The sequence below is a fragment of the Pseudoalteromonas sp. '520P1 No. 423' genome (assembly GCF_001269985.1).
Lineage (GTDB): Bacteria > Pseudomonadota > Gammaproteobacteria > Enterobacterales > Alteromonadaceae > Pseudoalteromonas.
On the sequence record NZ_BBZB01000001.1, the window covers coordinates 2608598 to 2633504 of the forward strand.

Annotated in this window: 21 protein-coding genes; 8 read left to right on the forward strand and 13 right to left on the reverse strand. The window is 34.3% G+C overall.

What is annotated here, in order from left to right:
- Window positions 1-99 precede the first annotated feature (99 nt).
- From PSA_RS11870 to seqA, 5 genes are all read right to left on the reverse strand, one after another.
- Complete coding sequence (locus tag PSA_RS11870) at window positions 100-1077, reverse strand: alpha-ketoacid dehydrogenase subunit beta (protein WP_042144283.1); 978 nt, start codon at window positions 1075-1077, stop codon at window positions 100-102.
- The gene (locus PSA_RS11875; protein ID WP_042144471.1) at window positions 1077-2294 is read right to left on the reverse strand and encodes a thiamine pyrophosphate-dependent dehydrogenase E1 component subunit alpha; all 1218 of its coding nucleotides are present in this window, start codon (window positions 2292-2294) and stop codon (window positions 1077-1079) included. Before PSA_RS11875 ends, PSA_RS11870 begins: the two co-directional genes overlap by 1 nt.
- A 276-nt stretch (window positions 2295-2570) precedes the next feature.
- Window positions 2571-3605: a succinylglutamate desuccinylase gene (gene astE / locus PSA_RS11880; protein WP_042144282.1), complete on the reverse strand. Its 1035-nt coding sequence runs from the start codon at window positions 3603-3605 to the stop codon at window positions 2571-2573.
- An 89-nt stretch (window positions 3606-3694) separates the two neighbouring features.
- Entirely contained in the window at window positions 3695-5335 is a 1641-nt protein-coding gene (gene pgm, locus PSA_RS11885; RefSeq protein WP_042144281.1) for a phosphoglucomutase (alpha-D-glucose-1,6-bisphosphate-dependent), read from the reverse strand.
- Window positions 5336-5361: 26 nt separating this feature from the next.
- The gene (gene seqA / locus PSA_RS11890) at window positions 5362-5916 is read right to left on the reverse strand and encodes a replication initiation negative regulator SeqA (protein WP_042144280.1); all 555 of its coding nucleotides are present in this window, start codon (window positions 5914-5916) and stop codon (window positions 5362-5364) included.
- Window positions 5917-6152: 236 nt separating this feature from the next.
- Here seqA and PSA_RS11895 point away from each other — a divergent pair, with 236 nt between their 5' ends.
- The 5 genes from PSA_RS11895 (at window position 6153) to fur (ending at window position 8609) form a co-directional block, all read left to right on the forward strand.
- Entirely contained in the window at window positions 6153-6911 is a 759-nt protein-coding gene (locus PSA_RS11895; protein WP_042144279.1) for an alpha/beta fold hydrolase, read from the forward strand.
- A gap of 82 nt (window positions 6912-6993) precedes the next feature.
- The gene (locus tag PSA_RS11900; RefSeq protein WP_042144278.1) at window positions 6994-7215 is read left to right on the forward strand and encodes a DUF2788 domain-containing protein; all 222 of its coding nucleotides are present in this window, start codon (window positions 6994-6996) and stop codon (window positions 7213-7215) included.
- Window position 7216: 1 nt separating this feature from the next.
- Window positions 7217-7498 (forward strand): LexA regulated protein, encoded by a 282-nt coding sequence (gene ybfE / locus PSA_RS11905; protein ID WP_042144277.1) that lies wholly within the window; start codon window positions 7217-7219, stop codon window positions 7496-7498.
- Between the two features lie 33 nt (window positions 7499-7531).
- Entirely contained in the window at window positions 7532-8059 is a 528-nt protein-coding gene (fldA, locus tag PSA_RS11910; RefSeq protein ID WP_042144274.1) for a flavodoxin FldA, read from the forward strand.
- Between the two features lie 106 nt (window positions 8060-8165).
- Window positions 8166-8609, forward strand: coding sequence for a ferric iron uptake transcriptional regulator (gene fur, locus PSA_RS11915; protein ID WP_042144272.1), 444 nt, complete (start codon window positions 8166-8168; stop codon window positions 8607-8609).
- A gap of 144 nt (window positions 8610-8753) precedes the next feature.
- On the opposite strand, the gene glnS is transcribed toward fur, so the two are convergent.
- From glnS to aceK, 4 genes are all read right to left on the reverse strand, one after another.
- Complete coding sequence (glnS, locus tag PSA_RS11920; RefSeq protein ID WP_042144270.1) at window positions 8754-10406, reverse strand: glutamine--tRNA ligase; 1653 nt, start codon at window positions 10404-10406, stop codon at window positions 8754-8756.
- A gap of 118 nt (window positions 10407-10524) precedes the next feature.
- Window positions 10525-11961 (reverse strand): DNA recombination protein RmuC, encoded by a 1437-nt coding sequence (gene rmuC / locus PSA_RS11925; RefSeq protein WP_042144268.1) that lies wholly within the window; start codon window positions 11959-11961, stop codon window positions 10525-10527.
- A gap of 60 nt (window positions 11962-12021) precedes the next feature.
- On the reverse strand, window positions 12022-12729 hold the full coding sequence (locus tag PSA_RS11930; RefSeq protein WP_052379906.1) for a hypothetical protein: 708 nt from the start codon (window positions 12727-12729) through the stop codon (window positions 12022-12024).
- 97 nt (window positions 12730-12826) lie between these two features.
- Window positions 12827-14590, reverse strand: a complete 1764-nt coding sequence (gene aceK, locus PSA_RS11935; protein WP_042144266.1) for a bifunctional isocitrate dehydrogenase kinase/phosphatase — start codon at window positions 14588-14590, stop codon at window positions 12827-12829.
- 105 nt (window positions 14591-14695) lie between these two features.
- On the opposite strand from aceK, the gene PSA_RS11940 reads away from it, so the two are divergent.
- The gene (locus PSA_RS11940; RefSeq protein WP_042144262.1) at window positions 14696-15643 is read left to right on the forward strand and encodes a LysR family transcriptional regulator; all 948 of its coding nucleotides are present in this window, start codon (window positions 14696-14698) and stop codon (window positions 15641-15643) included.
- A 167-nt stretch (window positions 15644-15810) separates the two neighbouring features.
- Entirely contained in the window at window positions 15811-16254 is a 444-nt protein-coding gene (locus PSA_RS11945; protein ID WP_127924089.1) for a hypothetical protein, read from the forward strand.
- A 53-nt stretch (window positions 16255-16307) separates the two neighbouring features.
- On the opposite strand, the gene icd is transcribed toward PSA_RS11945, so the two are convergent.
- Window positions 16308-17564, reverse strand: a complete 1257-nt coding sequence (gene icd, locus PSA_RS11950; protein ID WP_042144259.1) for an NADP-dependent isocitrate dehydrogenase — start codon at window positions 17562-17564, stop codon at window positions 16308-16310.
- Window positions 17565-17828: 264 nt separating this feature from the next.
- On the opposite strand from icd, the gene PSA_RS11955 reads away from it, so the two are divergent.
- Window positions 17829-18176, forward strand: a complete 348-nt coding sequence (locus PSA_RS11955; RefSeq protein WP_042144257.1) for a DUF3718 domain-containing protein — start codon at window positions 17829-17831, stop codon at window positions 18174-18176.
- A gap of 34 nt (window positions 18177-18210) precedes the next feature.
- Here PSA_RS11955 and PSA_RS11960 read toward each other — a convergent pair whose 3' ends face one another.
- The 3 genes from PSA_RS11960 to PSA_RS11970 all read right to left on the reverse strand — a co-directional run bounded on the left by PSA_RS11960 (window position 18211) and on the right by PSA_RS11970 (window position 24826).
- A complete protein-coding gene (locus tag PSA_RS11960) occupies window positions 18211-18741 on the reverse strand; it encodes a cell division protein ZapC domain-containing protein (RefSeq protein WP_042144255.1) in 531 nt (176 codons plus the stop codon).
- A gap of 131 nt (window positions 18742-18872) precedes the next feature.
- Window positions 18873-19883 (reverse strand): quinone-dependent dihydroorotate dehydrogenase, encoded by a 1011-nt coding sequence (gene pyrD, locus PSA_RS11965; RefSeq protein WP_042144253.1) that lies wholly within the window; start codon window positions 19881-19883, stop codon window positions 18873-18875.
- Between the two features lie 107 nt (window positions 19884-19990).
- Window positions 19991-24826, reverse strand: a complete 4836-nt coding sequence (locus PSA_RS11970) for an NAD-glutamate dehydrogenase (RefSeq protein ID WP_042144250.1) — start codon at window positions 24824-24826, stop codon at window positions 19991-19993.
- Window positions 24827-24907: the final 81 nt, after the last annotated feature.

A 24907-nucleotide genomic window follows, 5' to 3' on the forward strand; every position in this document is an offset into this window, starting at 1 on the left:
TAAAAATCACCTCTTGAAAATAATCTATTTAGCTTTAGGGTGTTTAGCAAGATCTTTATTTTTGTTAAAACTAATTTGCTAAACACTTACTTAAATCCGTTAAAATGACACTGATGCTTTAATTGCTTCAAATACTTTTAATGCATCTGGTATATATTCTTTTTCTAATGCTAGCGGGTATGGCGTATCTAACCCACAAACTCGCTTAATTGGAGACTCTAAATGTAAGAAACATTCTTCTGCAATGGTCGCTGCAACTTCACTGCCAAAACCATTGGTAATAGGCGCTTCATGGCTTACAATTAAACGGCCTGTTTTTGTCACAGACTTAGCGATTGTTTCAACATCCCAAGGAATAATAGAGCGTAAATCAATTACTTCACAGCTGATCCCGATTTCTTCTGCTTTTTTAGCTGCATCTTCAATGATCTCCATCTGTGCACCCCAAGCTAATAAAGTGACATCAGCGCCCTCTTTAACAACTTGCGCTTTACCCAATGGAATTATGTAATCATCTTCTGGCACTTCGCCAACTGAAGCACGATATAAACGTTTTGGTTCAAAAAATAATACTGGGTTTTGATCTTTAATTGCAGCTCTTAATAAACCCTTAGCTTCATATGGGTTTCTTGGTACAACAATTTTTAAGCCTGGAGTATGTGCAAAGTAAGCTTCTGGTGATTGAGAATGATATAAGCCACCAGCAATACCGCCACCGTATGGTGTACGAATTGTTAAGTTTCCTACATCAAATTCATTGCCACTACGGTATCTAAATTTAGCTGATTCATTAACAATTTGATCAAAAGCTGGGAATATGTAATCCGCAAATTGAATCTCTGCAATCGTTGGCGCACCAAAAGCCGCTAAACCATTAGCAAAACCTAAGATTCCTTGCTCTGTTAAAGGTGTATTAAATACTCTGTGTTTACCAAACTGTTCTTGTAAACCTGATGTTGCTCTAAAAACACCACCAAATACACCGACATCTTCACCAAATATACATGCCATTGGGTGTTCATTCATTGAAATTTCTAAAGCGGAGTTAATCGCTTTTAACATATTAACTTTAGGCATTATTTCAATCTCCCTGCTGTTGTCGGATATGCTTGTGGGTGCTTTTTAATATGTGCTTCTAATTCATCAAACTGTCTAGTTAGTGATGGAATTGGCGTATCGTAAACATCAGTGATTAAGTCAATTAATTCTGGTTTCGCTACTTTTTCAGCTACTTTTAGTGCTTCTAATATTTCTTCTCTTACTTGTTCATCGAGTTTATTTTCAGCATCTAGGTCTAACCACTGTTTTTTAAGTAACCAAGCCTCAAAACGCTTGATAGGACAAGTTTCACTATTATCAGCTTCTTCTTGTTTTGAACGGTATCCAGATGGATCATCTGATGTTGAATGCGCGCCAACACGGTAAGCAATAGATTCAATTAGAATAGGCTCTCCTGTCATAGTACATATTTCACGTGCTTTTTTAGTTGCTGCATATACAGCCAATGCATCTGTACCATCAACGCGTATTGTTTTTATGCCATAACCCACACCACGACTGGCAATACCGTCACCTGCAAATTGTTCCTCCGCAGGAGTAGATATTGCATATCCGTTATTTCTAGCAAAGAATATAACCGGTGCTTTAAGTACCGCAGCCATGTTTAAACCTGCATGAAAATCACCTTCTGATGCAGCGCCTTCACCAAAATAACACATTGTAATATTATCTATTTGGCTAGATAAAGTATTGGTATCTTTATCAACATGCTTAACTTTTTGGCCGTAAGCATAACCTGTTGCTTGCGGGATTTGTGTGGCAAGTGGTGATGAGATTGTCATGTAATTTAATGCTTTAGAACCGTAATGAATAGGCATTTGACGCCCTTTCGCTGGATCTAATTCATTAGAGAACATTTGATTCATAAATTGATCTAAAGTAAAACCTCTATAGCGTAATGCAGCTTGTTCACGATATTGTGCCATGATCATATCATTTATATCTAACGCAGCAGCACTTGCTGTGATAGCGGCTTCTTCACCAAGACATTGCATATAAAAACTAACGCGACCTTGTCGCTGAGCAGCTTGCATACGTTCATCCAATGCTCGAATAAATCGCATGGTGCGGTATATATGCAAGGCAGTGTCTTGAGCCATATCTGGTTCAACTGCATCTGGGTATATTTCACCATTTGCATCTAGTACTTTCAGTGTCGCTATATTAAGGGCGTGCCCATCAATAAATTCAAGATCATGCTTGATATTTTGCGATACGTTATTTGGATTACTCATAACCATTCAACTCTTGTTGTTAAAGCCAGATTTGTGAACTGCTAGATTCGTTTTTATCATTACCAATTAATATTTAAGATTAATAATTCAAAACTTAAACTTTATTGGAATTTTTAATTCAATAAGTTTTAAATACAGGCAAAGATTGTTCATCAAAAGGGCTTTGATTAAATTAAAGCTGTTTTAACTTTACGTTAACGTAAAGGGATATTCAACTAAGTTTAGATGAATATCCTAGATTTATAAGGTGGGATTAGAAAAAAGGTGGAAAGTTATCTATACGATATTTTCAGATTTAAGCGGCACTACAGTTAGCAACGCACGCTGTCCGAGTGCAACTTGTGCATTAGGGAATATAATTGATTCACCTTCTACTTCAGCCAAGTATTCTTGGTTGCCATCAGTTGCCATTAAACTGCCTTTTGAAAAACCCGTAAAATTAACAACATCATCAGCAAAAGGAAAAGAAAAGGCTTCTTGTGTTCTATTTATAGCGCGATGCACTTCAAATAATTCAAAATCATCGGCATGATATTCAGGGTATACAACTTCATCTTGTGTGATAAGTGACGTTAGTGTCGTTTTCACTTTTTCAAAGCTTGCCATATTATTTTCACCAAACGGGCGCACTTGTCCTAGTTCAATCGTAAATGCATCAGCATCAAAACCATTTGATGAAAAGTAACTAAAAGTTGTTGCAGCAGATTTCATCATCAATACGGTATTAACACCACAGGCTAATAAAAAACTTAATTGATGCTTTTTCCAAGGTTTACCATTTAAATATGGATATACTGCAAACTTTTCATTTTTAGAACCTCTGATTGCTGTGTGCAAATCATAATGACATCTGTAACGTCCGGCTTCTTGAGACTCAAAAAATTGGCTTACGTATTGTTCTAATTTTTGTGCATGTTTACGCTCTTGATTAATTAAACCTTCACCTTTTGAGTGCTCACCACTAAATAGTCTATTTAAATTTTCTTCTACAAAACGTTTACCAATATTGATTGAAGCTGGATTACCAAAAATAAATAACACTCTTTGTTTTAGTGAAATTTCTTGTTTAATTATTTTTTGAATAAGTTCATCGCATATTTCAATTGGTGCCGTTTCATTACCGTGTACGGCGCTTGATAATACGATATCTTTGTTTGTTGATGTGCTTGGTGTAAATTGAATTACACCCGTATTTAATACTTCAACTAAAGTACCATTTGATAATGAAAATGATGTTGGCTCTAACGTCCATTCATTTTCACGACTAATTGATAAGAAATCACCTGTTGTCTTTAGCGCTTCAATATACATTAATTTAATAAACCCATAGTGTGTTGTTGATGTGTGTTGTCGAAAATAAAAAAAGGCGAATAAATTCGCCTTTTCTTTTATATTGATAGTTATTTAATTACTGAATTAACTAAGCTTTTCGCTTCTGATTCTAACAAAGATAAATGCTGTTCACCTTTAAAAGATTCTAGATATATTTTATATATATCTTCAGTTCCTGATGGTCTTGCAGCAAACCAACCGTTTTCGGTAACAACCTTTAGACCACCAATTGCAGCCTTATTACCAGGAGCATGTGTTAATTTAGCTAATATTTTTTCGCCTGCAAGCTCTGTTGCACTAACATCAGATGCTTCAAGTTTTGATAACTTGGCTTTTTGTTCATTAGATGCCGGTGCATCAATGCGCTTATAAAGTGGAGAACCAAAATTGCTTTCTAGCTCTTTATATAATGTAGAGGGTGTCTTTGATGTCACAGCTAACATTTCGGCTGCTAATAACCCCATGATAAAACCATCTTTATCAGTACACCATACATTGCCATCAAAACGCAAGAATGCAGCCCCTGCACTTTCTTCGCCACCAAAAGCTAATTCGCCTTTGCTTAAGCCTTCTACAAACCATTTAAAACCGACTGGCACTTCATAAACTTCTCGATTATTTTTTTGAGCTACTTTATCGATCATGCCGCTTGAAACTAATGTTTTACCAATTTTTAAATCTTTGCGCCATTGTGGTCGGTTATTACATAGATAATCAATTGAAACAGCTAAGAAATGATTTGGATTCATTAGTCCATCAGGCGTAACAATTCCGTGTCTGTCATAATCAGGATCATTACCAATACTAATATCAAATTTATCCTTAAGAGAGACTAAGTTTGCCATGGCATAAGGAGATGAACAATCCATTCTAATTTTGCCATCTTTATCTAAAGGCATAAAACCAAACGCAGGATCTACTATATTATTTACCACTGTAATGTTTAAATTGTAATGTTTTGCAATGACAGGCCAGAAATTAATACCAGAACCACCTAGTGGATCAACACCAATTTTAATACCTGATTTAGCAATTGCGTTAAAATCAATGATATTTGATAAGTCTTCCACATAAGGCGTGATCATATCAACGTATTTTGTAAAACCCGAGCGAGATGCTTTTACAAAAGGATATAATTCAACTTGTACTAAATCTTCAATTAATAATTGGTTTGCTCGGTTTTCAATCCAGTCAGTGACATCTTTATCTGCTGGTCCACCATTTGGTGGATTATATTTAAAACCACCATCCTGAGGTGGATTGTGTGAAGGTGTCACGACAATACCATCAGATAATTCATGTGGATTTTTAGCATTATGGCACACGATTGCATGGCTGATCACAGGTGTTGGTGTAAAATCACCGTTTTCTTGTGTGATCACTTGCACTTCATTGGCAACTAATACTTCAATTGCAGAATTAAATGCAGCTTCTGATAATGCATGTGTATCTTTACCAAGAAACAAAGGGCCAAATATATTGTTATTTTTACGATAATCACAAATTGCTTGTGTAATAGCTAATATATGTGATTCATTAAATTGCGTATTATAAGAACAACCACGGTGCCCAGATGTACCAAATGCAACTTTCTGCTCTGGAAATTGCTCGATATCAGGCTCATTTAAATAATAAGCCGACATTAATTTTGGAATATTTACTAAATCACTCTGAGATGCGCGCTTACCTGCGTTGTCATGAATAGCCATTTAATTTCCTTTGTTAAATATATTAATTACAAATAATCTCTAAGCGTTTCTGCTTGTGTTTCATTATAATTGAGTGTTATTGCAACTTCATGAAGCATTGATTTTTTTCGTGTTGTATTTGAATTTGTCATAACCCAATATTCCGACTCAGGAATATTTTTTGGATTCATGCTACTACCTGAATCTAAAAGTGCTTCTTTACTCATAGCAAAATAGATTCTGTGCTTGCCTTTGACATCTAAAACTTTTTCAAACCCTTCTTTATGTGTTCTGTGCAGCGCACTTAATATAAATAAGAACCGGCCTACAACACCTTTTTGCATTGCAAGCTCTTCTTTATTTAAAACATTAAATACGTCAGCAGGTACTGTTTCTATTATTTCAGGTTCTATTTTGTCTTCTATTTTTGTTTTTACCTGCGTTTTAGCTTCTTCAATAGGAGTAATTGACTCCTTATTTGATGCTGACACTGGAGACAAGTTTAATAAACGACGTAAAATCTGAGTTGCGTTTTCACCAATGCTTTGTGTATTACTTGCTATGTAGTGATATAACTCGTCATCTATTTCTATTTTTTTCATGATTTTCCTGTCTTAAATGCTTTGTAATAGCGTCTCGAAAATATTATATCTTTTTTTATCGTCATACTCTACGGTTTCGATTTTCAAATATCACTTTTAGTCGCAATATATTTTAAAAGTAATAAATTGAAATAGCTGATTTAAATTTAAGCCTATGTCACATTAACTTTATATGCGCCTTTAAATAGATATGATAAAATTAAAAAAAGTAAGATTAATGCCCTCTTAGGAATACAATGCAATTACATTACAAACAAACTGGCCAAGGCCCTCATTTAATTTTAATTCATGGATTATTTGGCTCATTTGAAAATCTAAATGTGATAGCGCGACCTTTATCTGAAAATTTTACAGTCACAGCACTTGACTTAAGAAATCATGGTCGTTCAGAACATGATGAACTCATGTCTTACCCTGCAATGAGTCAAGATGTGTTAGCATTAATGATACAATTGAACATTGAAAAAGCTGTTTTTGTAGGTCACTCTATGGGCGGAAAAGTTGCGATGCAAGTTGCATTAAATACCCCTGAGAAAGTAGATAAACTTGTAGTATTAGATATTGCGCCGGTTACTTATGAGCCAAGACATGATGACGTTTTTAAAGGTTTAAATGCAGTTAATGATGCACGTATAAGCTCAAGACAAGATGCAGATTCAGTTATGAGTGAATATATAGTCGAGCCTAGTGTAAGACAGTTTTTACTGAAAAGTTTAGTTAAAACGCAAAATAGATTTGACTGGAAGTTTAACCTGACAATTTTACAAAATAAGTATTGTGATATCCTTCAAGCACCATCAGGCACCGCCTTTACCGGCAAGACTTTATTTATAAAAGGCAGCAACTCAGAATATATTACTGAGAATATGAGAGATGTTTTTTTAAAATTCTTCCCCAAATGTAAAGCAAAAGTGATACATGGAACGGGCCATTGGCTTCATGCTGAAAAGCCAACAGCTGTCAATAAATCTATTACAGATTTTATTTTAGACTAATACGATTTTAGCTAATTAATTAGTGAATATCGTGATATAATATTGCCGTTTATTTCATAGGTCATCTTAAGTAGGTCGAAAAATGGTCAGCAAATTAATCAATGAATTTGAAACCTTAGGGTTATATTTTGGCCTTGCAGCCCTATTGTTCTTTATAGGAATGGCAATACAAGATGTACTAAAAAAAGGACAAGTGCCTTTTTTTGGTCGCGCTGTAGTTTGGTTAGTATTATTTTTAGGGTGTTCAGGTTTTATTGCCAAAGGTGTGATCCAAGTCTTTTGGCAAGGTGCAGGTGTCAGTTAATATGGCTAAAGCACAAACAGACAGAACGACGATAGACTTATTTGAAAATGAGAAGCGTCCGGGTCGACCTAAAACAAATCCACTATCACGTGAATTACAGCTGAAAGTTAATAAAAGAAACCAGTTGAAACGAGATAAAGCGCGTGGATTAAAACGAGTAGAATTTAAAGTTTCTGCAGAACTTTACGAAGCACTAAACGATATGGCTGATGCTCAAAATATCAGTCGCAGCGCTTTAATTGAAATAATTCTGCAAGAAAAATTAGCATTTAGAATTGAATAATACGAAATTTGATAGATAGAAGGTTTTTTCATCATGGCAAGTGTAGGCATATTTTTTGGTAGTGATACTGGTAATACAGAGCATGTTTCAAAGCTAATTCAAAAAGAACTTGGCAAAAAAATGATCGATGTTTTTGATATTGCAAAAAGCAGTAAAGAAGACATTGCTGAATTCGATTTAATATTGTTTGGTATTCCAACTTGGTATTACGGTGAAGCACAATGTGATTGGGATGATTTTTTCCCTGAATTAGAAGAAATCGATTTCAATGAAAAGTTAGTTGCTATTTTTGGTTGTGGAGACCAAGAAGATTACGCAGAATACTTCCTAGATGCTATGGGCATGGTTAACGATATTGTAACTGAACGTGGTGCGATCGTTGTTGGTCACTGGTCTACAGAGGGTTATGATTTTGAAGCATCTAAAGGCATGGCTGATGATTCTCACTTTGTAGGTTTAGGTATTGACGAAGACCGTCAACCAGAATTGACAAATGATCGTGTTAAGCAATGGTGTGCACAAATCTTTGAAGAAATGTGTTTAGCAGAATTAACTGATTAGAAAACGGTATATTTCTTTTTATTTCAAGCTTTACTGTGTATATTAAGCTAAAATAAACAGTACCTGTAAACACAGTAAATAATAATGATATTTGAGAAAATAATTAATGACTGATCATAATATAGAGTTAAAAAAAGCAGGTCTAAAAGTAACGCTACCAAGAATTAAAATCTTGGAAATTTTACAGCTGCCTGAAAATCAACATATCAGCGCTGAAGATGTTTATAAGATTCTTTTAGACAAAGACGAAGAAATTGGTTTAGCAACTGTATATCGAGTTTTAAACCAATTTGATGATGCTGGAATAGTATCTCGCCATCATTTTGAAGGCGGTAAATCTGTTTTTGAATTATCTGGTACAACGCATCATGACCACCTTGTGTGTTTGAAATGTGGTAAAGTAATTGAATTCCATGATGAAATAATTGAAACACGCCAAGTTGACATCTCAAATGAAAATGGCATGCGCCTTACTAATCATTCTCTATATTTATATGGTGAATGTACTGATACTAAAGCATGTGCTGATTACGCAGACGCAAATCATTAGATTAGTTGTCAAAAAATAATAAATAAAAAAGCCTATCATATGATAGGCTTTTTTATTATTTTAATATGACTAATCCTGAAATGTATTTACGCACTCAAGACTCAGGATGCAGCTAAATAATTTAACCACATCTATTAGACTTAGCTATTTCCCTTCAACCTTGCCCCAAGAATCTCTTAGACCAACAGTTTGATTAAAAACTAATTCATCATTTTTATTATCGCGACAGAAGTAACCTGTTCTTTCAAACTGAAAGCCCTGCTCTTTTTCTGCATTTAATAAAGATGGTTCTAACACTGCGTTATGGGCAATCGTTAAAGAATCTGGGTTAAGTTCACTATCTGCATCAGGATTTGCAACATTAAATAGTCGATCATATAGGCGAACTTCTGCTTTTATACCTTTACTTGCAGATACCCAATGAATTACGCCTTTAACTTTACGGCCATCAGAAGGATTTTTACCTAAAGTGTCTGGATCATAACTACAGTAAACTGTTGTGATATTACCCTCAGAATCTTCATCAAAACGATTTGCTTTAATCACATATGCGTTACGAAGGCGTACTTCTTTATCTAATACTAAACGTTTGAATTTTTTATTAGCTTCAATTCTAAAATCTTCACGTTCGATATAAAGTTCACGTGTGAATGGTAATACACGTTTGCCCATTTCTTCATTATTAGGATGATTTGGTGCGCTTAGTTCTTCAACAGCCGTTTCATCAAAATTCTCAATAACAACTTTTATTGGATCAAGTACAGCCATTGCTCGGGCCGCATTATCATTTAAGTCTTCACGAATACAGGCTTCTAACATACTCATTTCAACCGTATTTTGTTGTTTAGTAACACCGATACGGCTACTGAATTCTCTGATTGAAGCAGGCGTGTAACCTCGACGACGTAATCCTGCAATAGTTGGCATACGCGGATCATCCCAACCTTCTACTAAATTATTTTCAACTAGCTCGTTTAGTTTACGTTTAGACATTAAAGTATATTCAAGATTTAAACGAGAAAATTCGATTTGCTGTGGCTTACATTCAATTGAAATGTTTTCTAGTACCCAGTCATATAAACGACGGTTATCTTGGAACTCTAACGTACATAAAGAATGCGTGATCCCTTCGATTGCATCAGAGATACAATGTGTAAAATCATACATAGGATAGATACACCATTTATCACCTGTTTGGTGATGGTGTACAAAACGAATACGATAAATAATTGGATCGCGAAGTACCATAAATGAACTTGCCATATCAATCTTGGCACGAAGAACACATTCACCTTCTTTGAATTCGCCATTTTTCATTTTAGCGAATAAAGCTAAGTTTTCTTCTACAGATGTATCACGATGAGGACTGTTCTTACCCGCTTCAGTTAAAGTACCACGGTACTCTCTCGCTTGTTCTGGGCTTAAAAAACATACATACGCTAACCCTTTCTCGATTAGCTCGACAGCATAGCCATGAAGTTTATCAAAATAGTTTGATGAATAATTGATATCACCATGCCATTCAAAACCTAACCATTGCACGTCATCTTTAATCGCATTTACGTAATCAACATCTTCTTTTTCTGGATTAGTATCATCAAAACGTAAATTACATAAGCCAGAATAATCTTTTGCGATGCCAAAATTCAAACAAATTGATTTAGCATGACCTATGTGTAAAAAACCATTTGGTTCTGGTGGAAAACGAGTATGGGTTGATGCGTGTTTCCCACTAGCAAGATCATTATCGATAATAGTACGAATAAAGTTGCTTGGGCGATTTTCAATCTCCGCCATGGAATGTATATCCTCTAAATTATGGTCTGATTTGATGTAATTCTAATTAAAAACATTATTGCAAAAAACAGGTAAGATTGCAGTACTTTAATAATGCAATCAAACTATTTTATAGTGACTATTGAAGCTTAGATGTAATTTCTGTTGGATCTGCAAAGCTGATTTCTGATTTTTCAATCATTTCTTTAGGTAATGACTTTTTTACTTTAATATTTAATGACTTCATTTCTTCTGCTTTTTTAACCAGATTGCCTCGCCCTTCACTTAATTTTTTCATTGCATCATCATAGCTTGATTCTGCGCGTTCAAGATTAATTCCTACCTTTGTCATATCATCAACAAAACCAACCAATTTATCATAAATTGAGCCTGCCTTATCAGCAATGTCTTGTGCATTTCTATTTTGATATTCCATTCGCCACATATTATTGATTGTACGTAACGCGACAATGAGGTTATTTGGGCTTACCAACATAATATTCTTTTCAAGGGCAAATTGTACTAAGCTAGGTTCATATTCTAATGCCGCATTAAAGGCAGGCTCTACCGGTATAAACATAAGCACATAGTCTAAACTGGTTATGCCATGAAGCATTTGATAATCTTTTGCGCTTAACTCTTTCACATGATTTTTAATTGCGTCGATATGCGATTTTAATGCAGCACTTTGTTCACCTTCCGTTTGTGCATTATGAAAGCGCTCATATGCCACTAATACCATTTTAGAATCAACTACAACATCTTTTCCTTGTGGTAAATGGATCACAACATCCGGTTTATAAGCTTTACCATCCTGATTTTTTAAATGTAATTGTGTTTCATATTCATGACCTTCTCTGAGGCCTGAACTTTGCAAAACACGTTCAAGTACTACTTCACCCCAAGTACCTTGTTTTTTATTATCACCCTTAAGTGCTTTTGTGAGTGCATTTGCTTCAAGGCCCATTTGCACATTAAGTTCTTTTAAACCTAGTATTTCAGATTTTAATGCATGCCTTTCTTTTGCTTCAGTTGTATAAACATCATTAACTTGTTTACTAAAACTAGATAACTGCTCTTTCAAAGGCGTTAATAGTCCATCTAGACCTGTTTTATTTTGTTGGGTAAAACTCGCAGTTTTTTCACTAAAGATCTTATTTGCAATATTTTCAAATTGTTGTGTTAACCTAATTTCAGATTTTTCTAATAAATTTATTTTATCCGTATAGGATTTTACTTTTTCTTGATGTTGTGCAATACGCGATTTATGTTCATATAAATCATTTGATACCATTTCAAGTTTATTTTCTAAAACACGTACATTGCTATTTAAAGCTTCATTTTCATCAAATTTAGCCTCCAGTCTGGTTTTACTGACAAGGTACTGCTCTTTATACCGATTCAGATTATGTTCTAATTGAACTTCGCTTTTCTCAAGTTCTTGTATCTTTTCACTGACACTAAGGTTTATGTCTTTTAGTTGTGCTATTTTTCTATAACATAATATCGCGACAGTAAATGACAAGATAACTAGCAGGATTGCACCTATAACAAGTGCTTGTTCGTTTATGATCAACGGGAACTCTCAATTTTTTAATTAAACATATCTAACATTATCAAAATTTGATAATCCATATTAAGGCTGTGTTGTAAGGATCTCTTTATTAGTTGTTTTTGTTTCAACAGCAGTACCTTGCGCACTCAATTGTTTGTATTGCTTTGATAACGTGCTCAGTTGTTGATTTAAATTTGAAATTTTATTTTCGCTATCTGCATTTTTCATTTCAAATTCTAATAAGGTTTCTTTAAACTCTTGTATGCTTTTTGACTTAATAGCATTTTGTTTATTAAAGTTTGAGGTGAGTTGTGTTTGTTGCGTAAGTACTGAATTAACTAGTGCTTGTTGTTCTGTTTGTAATTTGTTGTACTTATTAAACTCACCTTTTAATTCTCCAATTTCATTTTGATTTCTACGCCAAGCAGAAGCCCATAATTTATCCATTTGCTTCCATAATTCAGCTGTTTTATCGGATAAATCTTTTACTTTAACTTGCATAGCAACAGCTGAAGAGCCCATTTCTTCACCTGTTGCAGACAATTGATTTTCTAAACTGATAATACGACTTTCACTCTCAATTAATAAATTATTTTGCTTATATAAAAACCAAGCACACACTGAAAACATACACAGTGTTAATATAACTGGAAATGCAGATGACTTTGATGTTTTAGGATCTGAAACTACTGTTGTATTTGACGACTTATCTGTTATCTTTTTTGGCTTTATATCTTCTTGATCTAAAACAATTGCTGGAATATGTTCATCTGATTGTTGATTTTGCATTGTGATCCCTAAAGGTAGTAGCTACTTCTTTGATGATTAGATTTATTTTTATCTCATCAAGTTCAATCAGCAGTATAAAGTGCTATAAAGCATAAAACTATCTATTAGCGTTAAAACGCCATTTTTCTTTATATGGAAATACGTTTTCGATATCTCCTTGATTAATCTTGTGTTGTAATTTCTGCCAAAAATTAATGTGGTATAGGTCTTTATGATATTTTTCAAAATACCGCTTAGCGTTTAAGTTAGATGATAAAAAAACAGGAAACTGCTCTGGAAAGACATCATTAGGCCCAATATCAAACCAAGGCTCATTTGATAATTCATCATAAGCATTATCTGCTTCAGGTATAGTTTTAAAATCACACTCAATTAAAGGACAAATTTCATCATAATCGTAAAATACAACGCGACCCCAACGGGTTACACCAAAATTTTTCATTAACATATCACCAGGGAAAATATTGGCCGCAGCTAATTGTTTAATTGCCTGTCCATATTCCATCATGACTTGTTCAAGTTGATTATCACTTGCATTTTTAATATACAAATTAAGCGGTATCATTTTTCTTTCAACGTAAACATGTTTTAGAATGAGGGCATTGCCGTTTATTATCAAACTGTCATTTGCATGTGCTTTTAACTCCATTAATACATCATCACTAAATCGAGATAAGTCAAAAGCCAGATATCGAAACTCTTGGGTATCAACTAAACGCCCTATTCTGTCAGCATTTTTAACAAAGTTATATTTTTCCATTACCCCGTTTCGTGTAATGTCTTTTGGAGGAGTAAATTTATCCTTTATAATTTTATACACATATTTAGAATTTACTGTAGTAAAAACCAACATCACCATGCCTTTAATACCTGGTGCGCTGATATATTTTTCATTTATAGACATTTCCATTGTTGAGTCAACTTTATATCTGAAAAACTCTGTTTTTGCATGTTTAATGAAACCAATTGCATTAAACAATTCAAACCTTTGCTTATTTGGTAATAAATCGCACAAATAATCTACGTATCGTACAGGCTGATCTGTATCTACCATAAAGTATGCCCGTGCAAACCCAAACAACATACTGAGTTGGCCTTCACCTATAATAAAAGCATCTATGTAAAGGCCAGCTTGATCATCATTCAAAATAGGTAAGGCAAAAGGCACACTGCGTTTATCATCATCATCAATCAACCTTCCAATGATGTAACATGCTTTATTTCTAAAAAATAGTGACTTACCAAATTCGACATGGCAATTTTCGATACTTAATAAGTCACCATCAAATTTTTTTAACACTGTATTGATATAACCGATGTCTCTGACGATGTTTTCAAATGGCGTTCTAAACTTAAAATAATCTAATAATTGCTCAAATGCATTTACAACACCCGTACAGCTATCTAATTGACATAATATATCATTGGTAGGTCTTTTTAAGGGTTGAAATTGTGGCTGTAAAATAAATAAATGCACTTCTCTTTTATTTTGATCTCCTTTTATATTACCAAACACAGAATTAAAGAATGTTTGTGCAATAAGCGCATTTTCATAATTGATAATCAATAATGCAAAGTGCTTCTTTGCACTTTTCCAAACAAAATTATCTACATATTCGTTAAAAGCAATCTGCTTAATAGCCTTTGCTGTTTCATCCGCTTTACTCTCATATACTTTAAGCCGCAACTTCATGGCTTGTTGAACTTCATGCCAAGCCGCTCTTTCAAATCGTGACTGAGCAGCTAAAGTAATATTTAAAAAATCTGCAAACATAGATTCAAATCCACCTACAATTGCTCTGGCTATTTTGATTGCGATTACGTCATTCATTGTTTTCGCACTATATTTATTATCTAGCATTATAATCCTGACCTATATCGACTATTTTCACATAACCATTTACTCACCTTAACAATCAAGCTTTAATTGAAATAATTTATAAATTGAATAAGTAAAATAGATTTTATGAATATCAGAAATATAGACCTTAATTTATTAGTTTATTTAAATGTATTGATTGAGGAAAGGAGTGTTTCAAAGGCTGCAAATAAAGTCGCTTTAACGCAACCAGCGATGAGCAATGCTTTAAGTCGTTTACGGCTATTATTTGATGATCCATTACTCGTTAGAACAGCTCAAGGCATGACTCCTACAGAAAAGGCTATTAAATTAAAACCTGAGATCGTTATCTTTTTATCTATGGCTGAACAGATCACACAGCCCGATAAAGACTTTTCGCCAGAGCACAGCCAAATTACATTTAGGATCATGACAAATGATTACATTGAAGCAACTTTACTTGTTCCTTTCATCACATCTTTATTAAAAAAAGCACCACAAATCAATTTTGATATCCTAACTCCCGGTGATATCGACTTACAAGATATGGAAAAAGGTTTAATTGATCTTGCAATCAATCGCTTTACTTTTTTACCTAAATCATTTCATCAGACTCGCGTTTGGAGGGATAACTTTTGCTGCTTAACCAATAAAGACAGTATGTATAATAATAAAACTGATTTTGATACTTACCTTGACAGTGAGCATATTTGGATCAATCGCTCAGGATGGGGAGCAGAGAGTGCTGTCACCAATAAATCAGGCTCTCATAAACTAGGCTGGGTGGATGAGGCATTATGGCAGTTTGATAAAACAAGAAATATCAGAGTATTTACACGTCATTATATGATAACGCCATTATTATTAGCACAATCAGATCTCATAGCAACAATCCCAAGAAGACAAGCAATGCTATATAAAGATAATATAAATTTAGTATCACTCAAAGTCCCCTTTCAAATTGTGCCAATTGAAATAAAAATGATTTGGAGCCCTTTATTACACCATTCTAAAGCCCATCAGTGGCTTAGAAGATCGTTAGCAGAATTCTCTAAAACTATCAAAGATAGATAAAAATTGAACCTTTATTGATTTAATCAATTTCAAACATTGAAAACAACCATTTCATTTATGTAACTAATCACGCTAATTTGAAAGTGAGCGTTGAGGAGTTGTTTTATAAATATTTATTTATTAAAACCGAAATCAATAAAATACATAATGCAATGAGAGAAATGATTATGAAACCACAAATTAATGCAGATCAAGGTTATAAACTAAGAGCAAAAGTTTACGTTGACAGCCCATTACGCCATTTTATTGAAGATGAATTACTTCCTAAATCGTCTATTAGTAATGAAACATTTTATGACACGCTGTCAATTTTAGTGATTGAATTTGGCGCAAATTGCCGCAAACTTGATACTGAAGACTTACAAATACACACTTTTAAATACAATGATAAACCAATCGAAACTATCATTTTAGATGAACATTGCTGTGAAGTTCCTCAAGTGATTGTAACAACACTTATTTTAATGTTGACAAACGAGACTTCTTTTGTTGGACCGCATTGTGAATGTCACGAAAAGCTCATAGAGCGCATAAATGTGCTATTACCAACATTAGGTAATAACATTAGATTAATAAATCAATCTGATTTACCGCACGCCCAGGTTGCTTAAATTGATTGTTATCATCCATACCTCAAAATATGGGGTATGGATTAGCTTCTTATTTACATATTTTCTATTACTAACTCACCAAATCGAGAACAACTGACCTCTGTCGCACCTTTTATTTTTGAAGCAAAATCGTAAGTGACATGTTTAGATTTTATCGCCCCTTCTAACCCCTTTGAAATCAATCTTTCTGCTTCAATCCACCCAATATGTCTAAGCATCATTTGAGCACATAATATTATTGAACTTGGGTTTACCTTATCCATAGCTGCGAGTCTCGATGCTGTACCATGAGTAGGTTCAAAAAATGCGACTTCATCATTTAAATTAGCGGCAGGTGCAATACCAACACCGCCAACTTGTGCTGCTAAGGCATCAGATAGAAAGTCCCCATTTTGATTCATTGTTGCTATAACATCATACTCTTCGGGGCAAAGTATAATTTGTTGAAGCATACTATCAGCAATGACATCTTTTATAGTTAATGTATTATTCGTTTTTGGATTTTTAATCTGCATCCATCGACCATTATCATGTTTTGTTGCAAAAAATTCCTCTTTGGCAACTTGGTAACCCCATTGCTTGAATGCGCCTTCGGTAAATTTCATAACATTACCTTTATGAACTAGCGTGACTGACTCTCTATCATTCTTTAAAGCAAATTCAATCGCTTTTCTAATTAATCTTTTAGACCCTTGTTCCGATATATGTTTAATTCCAATTCCACAATTGTCAGTGAAACGAATGCGACTAACGCCCATTTCTGATTGTAAAAACTCTAGTACTCTATCTGAATCATTAGAGCCTGCTTTAAATTCAATTCCTGAATATATGTCTTCGCTATTATCTCTAAATACAACCATATTTGTTTTATGGGGTTCTTTAAGCGGAGATGGCACACCTGAAAACCATTGGATAGGTCGCATATTGACATAAAGATCCATTTCTTGTCTTAAAGCAACATTTAATGATCTAAACCCGCCCCCGATAGGTGTTGTTAATGGTCCCTTTATTGCGACGGCAAACTCTCTAATAGCCTCAAGCGTTTCTTGTGGAAACCAATCTCCATCATACATCTGTGCCGCTTTTTCACCATTAAATACTTCCATCCATTTAATTTGGCGTTTACCTAGATATGCTTTTTTAACACATGCGTTAACAACAGCTAGCATCACGGGTGTAATATCGACACCAACCCCATCCCCTTCAATAAATGAAATGATAGGATTATTGGGTACATTTAGAGTTCCATCTTCTTCTACAATAATTTTTGACCCATCTTGAGGTATACAAATATGCTGATATTCAACCATTTACTAAATTACTCTAAAGTTACAAATTAATGTGTGATTAAAAATAATACGCTATGTTCAATTAAAAAACATCAGACTTTATATAAATTAAAGTTACAACTCAAAAAACAATCAATATTATTATAAAATTTGAACAATTAATAATTTAAAACAGTTAATGAGTAACTATTTGTTGAATCTTATTTACATAACACTACACTGAATATGAGTTTTATGAACAAAACAGTTCTAAGAGTAAAATTTTTAATTTTATAAGGGTAAGAAATGAAAAAAACTTTAATCATAGCTAGCTTAGTTACAGTTGCAGCATTAAATGTACCAACAGCAAGTGCAGATGATATTTCAATGCGAGTATGTGAATATGTATCTGTTAATGACAAAACACGCTTGCGTTCTTTTTTAAAAAATAAGAAATTAAAAGTAAGAACTATTTTTGATAAAGTTATGTGTAATGGTAAAAACTTACTGATCTTTGCGTCAGAGCATAAATCATTAGATACAGGTGAGTTTTTAATTGGTAAATTACCAAAGAAAACTGTTAAAGCAAACTTAGCTGAAATTACAAAATTATCAGCTCATTTAGCTGAAGATGCGAAAGAAAGAATAGAATAGTAGCTAAACAAAGGAAAGGACTCCTTGTTTAATTTTACGCACGTTTTTGTAGCTCAGACTTAATAATAAGTGGATAAATCCTATCATTTAAAACTTTTATAACTTCAAATTGTTTTAATTCAAAATTATCATCTAATGAATAACACTTTTCTAAACAAATGCATACGGAGCCTTCATTTGTATGATCAACTATCAAAAATTGCCCCATCTGCTTTTTAGATTTTAATTGAATAATCGCATCTACACTTGGTTCATTCCCTTGATATAATTCAAAAAACCAACTTTTAGTTAGCATAGGTTTTAAATAATGTTTAACAGCAGTAGCGTTTAATGCCATTTGGCAAATTTGCGCTTCATTCCAAATACTAAAGCTATCGAGGTAAGAAGATACTTGTTCATAAAAATTAGCATCAGTTAAACTAAAAGCAGGGTTATCTAAAACATCATTTGTTAGGTTTCGAATTTTATAAGGGGTGCAAAAAATCATCTCATTGCCCATATCGAGCAAAAGCGTATTTGATTTAGCACAAGCAATCCAATTCCATTTTCGCGAAGCTTGTAACATTAAAAAATCCCCTAAACCTAATGATTCCGAGGATTATAGATAAATTCAACTCATATTTGAATTTTTTTTAATATTATTTTTGAACGGATCATTATTTTTAATTTCCGATCCTTATATAGGAATAATGATCCCTAAAGTCCAGTTAAGATCTTGTTAACTAACGGTGGGCCTTGGTATATAAATCCAGTGTAAACTTGTAATAAATCAGCACCCGCTTGCAGTTTTTCTTTTGCGGATTCAGCACTATCTATTCCGCCAACACCTATAATAGGTAACTTTCCATCGGTTAAACGCTTTAGTTCACTGACAACATGTGTCGATTTTTCTCTCACTGGTTGACCTGATAAACCACCAGCTTCATCACAGTATTGCTGACCTTGAACTAAAGAACGATCTAAAGTGGTATTTGTTGCGATCACACCATCTATTTTATTACTTAATAAAGATCCCGCTACTTGTTCAACTTGTACCTGATCTAAATCTGGTGCAATTTTAACAAGCATAGGTACGTGTTTGCCATGCTTTGATTCTAAATCTAGTTGTTCATTTTTTAAACTTGATAATAAGTCATCAAGTGCGGCACCATATTGTAAATCTCTAAGACCAGGTGTATTTGGTGAAGAAATATTTACTGTGATATATGAAGCACTTGTAAATACTTTTCTCATACAATGTATGTAATCGTCTTTACCTTGCTCATTTGGTGTATCTTTATTTTTACCAATATTAATACCTAAAATACCATCATATTTTGAGGCTTTAACATTTGTTAGTAAATTCTCGACACCTTTATTATTGAAACCCATGCGATTGATAATAGCATTTGATTCTGGGAGTCTGAATATTCTTGGCTTGTCGTTTCCTGCTTGTGGCCTTGGTGTGACAGTTCCTACTTCTACAAAACCAAATCCCATTTGAGAAAATGCATCAATACACTCAGCATTTTTATCGAGGCCTGCCGCTAAACCCAATAGGTTTTTAAACTCAAGACCCAAAAATTCAACTGGTTTATCTTCTATTGTTTGAGCCCACATAGTATTGAACGGGGTATGAGCAAAACGTCTTAAATTATTTAATGCAAAATTATGCGCCCATTCTGCATCTTGTGTAAACATAAAACGGCGTGCTAAATCATAAAACATATATTACTCCTAAAAAAATACCCCAGTGGTCATGCTGACCAAACTGGGGTATTTTATAACAAATAATCTATAAACACATGCTCATTATGAGCATGAGACTATATTATTTATTTTGAAGTATCACATGTATGACTTAATAGCATCAGTTCTCTTAATGCAACAGAGAATTTTGCAAAATCATGACTTTGTGAAGTTTTAAATTCAGCTAGCATATGTAACCAACGCTCTAAAATTACTTCATGATCTTCCATCCATGTATCAACAATTGCATCAACATTACATTCTGTATCTGGACAGCTATTTAATACAACTGCAGAGATTGAACGTTGCTGCCAATCAAGCTCTTCTCTAAATGATGCACGAGCAAGTGCTTGCCAATGGTTAGCAACTGGTTGGTTAGTGATTTGATCTAAGAACCAATGAAGACCCATTCTTGCGCCAAGTTTAAAGTATGTATTTGCTACAATTTCCATTTCACGTTGTGCGTGATCTGCAACTTGTGCTAAATCCATTACAGAGAATAAACTTGATAATTGTGCAATACGAGTAGCTAGTTTTGCATCTATACCTTCAGCTTCAAGTGATTGTGCTTCAAGTATTAATGTCTTAGCTTCTTCTTCATTCATGTACGTTGTTAAGTTTTCACTTAAGTCAGCAAATGGAGGTGCAAAGAACGCAATAGTTTGCTCAATGTTTAATGCTTTATTGCGATGACGTAAGAACCAACGCGTAGCACGACGAATTGTGCGGCGTAATTGGTATAACATCTCTGTTTGAACAGTTGCTGGTACTTTATTATCTAATTGTTCAATCTGAGACCAAGTCTCTGACATTTTAAATACTTCAGCAGCCATTGAATAACATAATGCGACTTCAGCAACTTGTGCACCTGTCTCTTCCATCATACGCGCTACAAAATTAAAGCCCATATCATTGATGATGTTATTTGCTAATTTAGTGGCGATGATTTCAGCTCTTAGCGGATGATTATCCATTGCATCATTAAATCTTTCTCTTAATGGTACTGGGAATGCATTAACTAATAGTTGACGGTAGTAAGGATTATCAGTTAACTCTGGCGTTACTAATGACTCTTTTAATACCATTTTTGCATATGAAACTAATACTGATAGTTCAGGTCTTGTTAGGCCTTGACCAGCAGCAAGTCTTTCAGCTAATTCTTCATCACTTGGTAAAAATTCGATTTCACGATCTAACTTACCTTCTTTTTCAAGCTCATGAATAAAGCGGATCTGCTCTTTAAGAGTAGAAGTACCTTTTAATTGAGTTACTGAGATTGTATGCGTTTGACGGTAACAATCATTTAATACATCAACTGACACTTCGTCAGTCATAGAGTAAAGTAATTCATCACGTTGCTTTTTAGTTAAGTCGCCTTCAGCAACTAAGCTATTAAGTAAAATTTTGATATTTACTTCAGTATCAGAACACGCAACACCGCCTACATTATCAATAAAGTCGGTATTAATACGGCCGCCTTTTTCAGAAAACTCAATTCTACCAAGTTGTGTACAACCTAAATTACCACCTTCACCAAATATTTTAGCGTTTAATTCTGAACCATTGATACGTAAAGCATCATTTGCACGATCGCCTACATCTGCATCAGTTTCACTTGCAGCTTTAACGTAGGTACCGATACCACCATTCCAAATTAAATCAACAGGCATTTTAAGCACAGCACGAATTAATTCATTTGGTGTCATGCTTGCTTTTTTAGTGCCAAGGATTTTTTTGATTTCTGGTGTAAGAGAAATTGATTTTGCAGCACGAGAGAAAATGCCACCACCCTGAGAGATTAATGACTTATCATAATCTTCCCAACTAGAACGTGGCAATTCAAACAAGCGTGCTCTTTCAGGGTAAGTTTTAGCTGAATCAGGTGTTGGATCAATGAAGATATGCATGTGGTTAAATGCAACTTGTAAACGGATATGCTTAGATAAAAGCATGCCATTACCAAATACATCACCCGCCATGTCACCAACTGCAACACACGTAAAGTCGGTAGATTGACAATCAATGCCTGCTTCACGGAAGTGACGTTTAACAGATTCCCATGCACCCTTTGCTGTTATACCCATTTTCTTATGGTCATAACCTACTGAGCCACCTGATGCAAACGCATCACCTAACCAGAAGCCATATTCTTCAGAAATACCATTTGAGATATCAGAGAATGTTGCTGTGCCTTTATCTGCTGCAACAACAAGATAAGCATCATCAGCATCATGACGAACAACATTTTGTGGTGGTACTACTTCACCAGAGACAATGTTATCTGTAATGTCTAGTAAGCCGCGGATAAAGATACGGTAACACTCTTGGCCTTCTGCAAAAAATTCATCTCTACCACTTGGTAGTTGTTTACAAACAAAACCACCTTTTGAACCTACAGGTACAATTACAGTATTTTTAACTTGTTGTGCTTTAACTAACCCAAGTACTTCAGTTCTGAAATCTTCACGACGGTCAGACCAACGTAGTCCACCACGTGCGACTTTACCAAAACGAAGGTGAACACCTTCTACTCTTGGTGAGTAAACAAAAATCTCAAATGCAGGCCTCGGTAACGGCATATCAGGAATAAGCGTTGGCTGAACTTTAAATGAAATAGATGATTTATGTTTATTTTCAGCTGTAAACTGGAAGTAGTTTGTTCGTAATGTTGCATTTATCATATCTAAGTAGATACGGATAATACGGTCATCATCAAGGTTAGCTACATTATCTAAATCGGCATGAATTTGAGCAACTAGTTTATCAAACGATTTAGTTGTATATTTTGCTTTAGGATTGAATTTTTTATCAAATAAAGCAACTAGCTGTTGCGCTAACTCAGGGTAACGTTCAAAAGTGCTTTCAATGTAACTTTGCGAGAAAGTAACACCAATTTGACGGATATATTTAGCATAAGCACGTAAGATAGACGCTTCACGGCCACCAAGACCCGCTGACAGTATCAATCTGTTAAAACCATCATTTTCTAGTCGATTATACCATACATCAGTTAACGCATTTTGGAATCTTTCTGAGCTGGCACTAAAATCACCTTCAGCTGTATTACCTAGCAGCATAGTGAAGTCCATGATCCAATTAACTTGGCCATCAGATGTTTTAACTGAATAAGGTGTTTCACCTATTACGCGTAAACCAAAGTTTTCAAGCATTGGCATAATTGCCGATAAATGAATTGGCTCATCTTTGTGATATAGGCTTAAGCTTACTTCATTTTTAGCTGCTTCTTGAGGACGATAAAATAACATCTCAAGTTGGTTTTCATCAGTTAACAATTCAAGTTTTTCAATATCAACTACTGCAGCACTCGGTAAAACTTGATCTTTATATGCACGAGCAAATGCATGGCTATATTTACGATTTAAATCATTTCCAGTAGCTTCACCAGCGCATTCTAGTAAAACAGACTGCAGCTTATCTTCCCATGTACGAGCCGCTTCAATTAGATTTCTTTCTATATCTTTCACATTAAATTCAATATTGTTGTCGGCTACACGCACAGTATAGTGTGTTCTAGCCAGGATAGATTCTGAGAAGAAAGTTGTAAATTCAACTTTATCTTGTGAGCCAAACTCTTTCGCAAGAATTTGCTGCGTTTCACGACGAAGTGCCGTGTTATAACGTTCACGTGGTACATATACCATACAAGAGAAAAAACGACCGTATATATCTTTACGAACAAAAGAGCGACACATATCACGCTCTTGCATTTGTAGTACGCCCATTGCAACTTCAAGTAATTCGTTATCTTGTGCTTGTAACAATTCATCACGTGGATACGTTTCTAATACATTTAGCACTGCTTTATAAGCATGAGTGCCTTGTGCAAAATCACATTTACCCATGATCCTAGCTATTTTACTACTTAAAACAGGAATATCAGATGCACTGTTATTGTAGAAATTAGAAGAAAACAAACCAATAAACCTGTCTTCACCAATTACCTTTCTATCTTTATCAAAACGTTTAATACCAATGTAATCGATATACGCTGGACGGTGGACGCGAGAAACAGAATTCGTTTTTGTTAAAATCAATAAATGTTCATTTTGTGCTTCTTTTCTCGCGATTTCAGGTAAGTCAGAAAGAAGTCTAATTTTCTCTTCTTCTGAATTTTTCATCATACCTAAACTAGAGCCTTGAACACCTCTTAATTCATAGTCACCTTTCACAGCAGTTAATTCATACTGACGGTAACCCATAAGTGTAAAATTATCAGTACCTAACCAATCTAAAAACTCAACTGTTTCTTGGATCTCTGATTTATTTTTTACGCCTTCGCGACTAGGTAGTGATTTTGTGATTTCTTGAAGCTTATCTTTTATTGGTAACCAATCTTGTACTGAAACTGAAACATCACTTAAAACAGAAATAAGCTCTAATTTTAAAGATTCGATTACTTTAACGTCTGTTTGGCGATCAATTTCAATAAAGAAAACTGTTTTAGTAGAAGAAGATGCTTGTTCACCCTTTAAATTAGAAAGTGCCGATATTTTATTATCATCATTTCTTTGAATTTTAAGCGGGGAATGTAATAAAAGGTGAGATGCGATATTTTCGCGAGTAAGTGCCATACGAACAGAGTCAACCAAGAAAGGCATATCTTTAACAATTATTTCTACAATTGTGTGAGAGGATTGCCAACCATGTTTCGCAAGTTCAGGATTTACAACTCTAACCATTATGTCATCTGACATATGACTTTCAAGTGAATTCCATAAACTCAGTGCAGCACCATATAAATCACTGTCGTTACGATTAGCCAAATCCTCTTTAGACATATTGCTGTACAAGGTTTTGGCAAATTTTTCTACGAGCGACACATTATCTGCATGTACTTTCTGATGTATTAACTTACAAACATTATCCAACAGAACTGAAGTGTGACCATCGTTTTGTGTCATTGTGTGTTCCTTAATCTATTACTACTTTGAACGAGTAGTTATTACACAGCTTTTTATTAGCGTGGAGTCGAGGTGAATTCT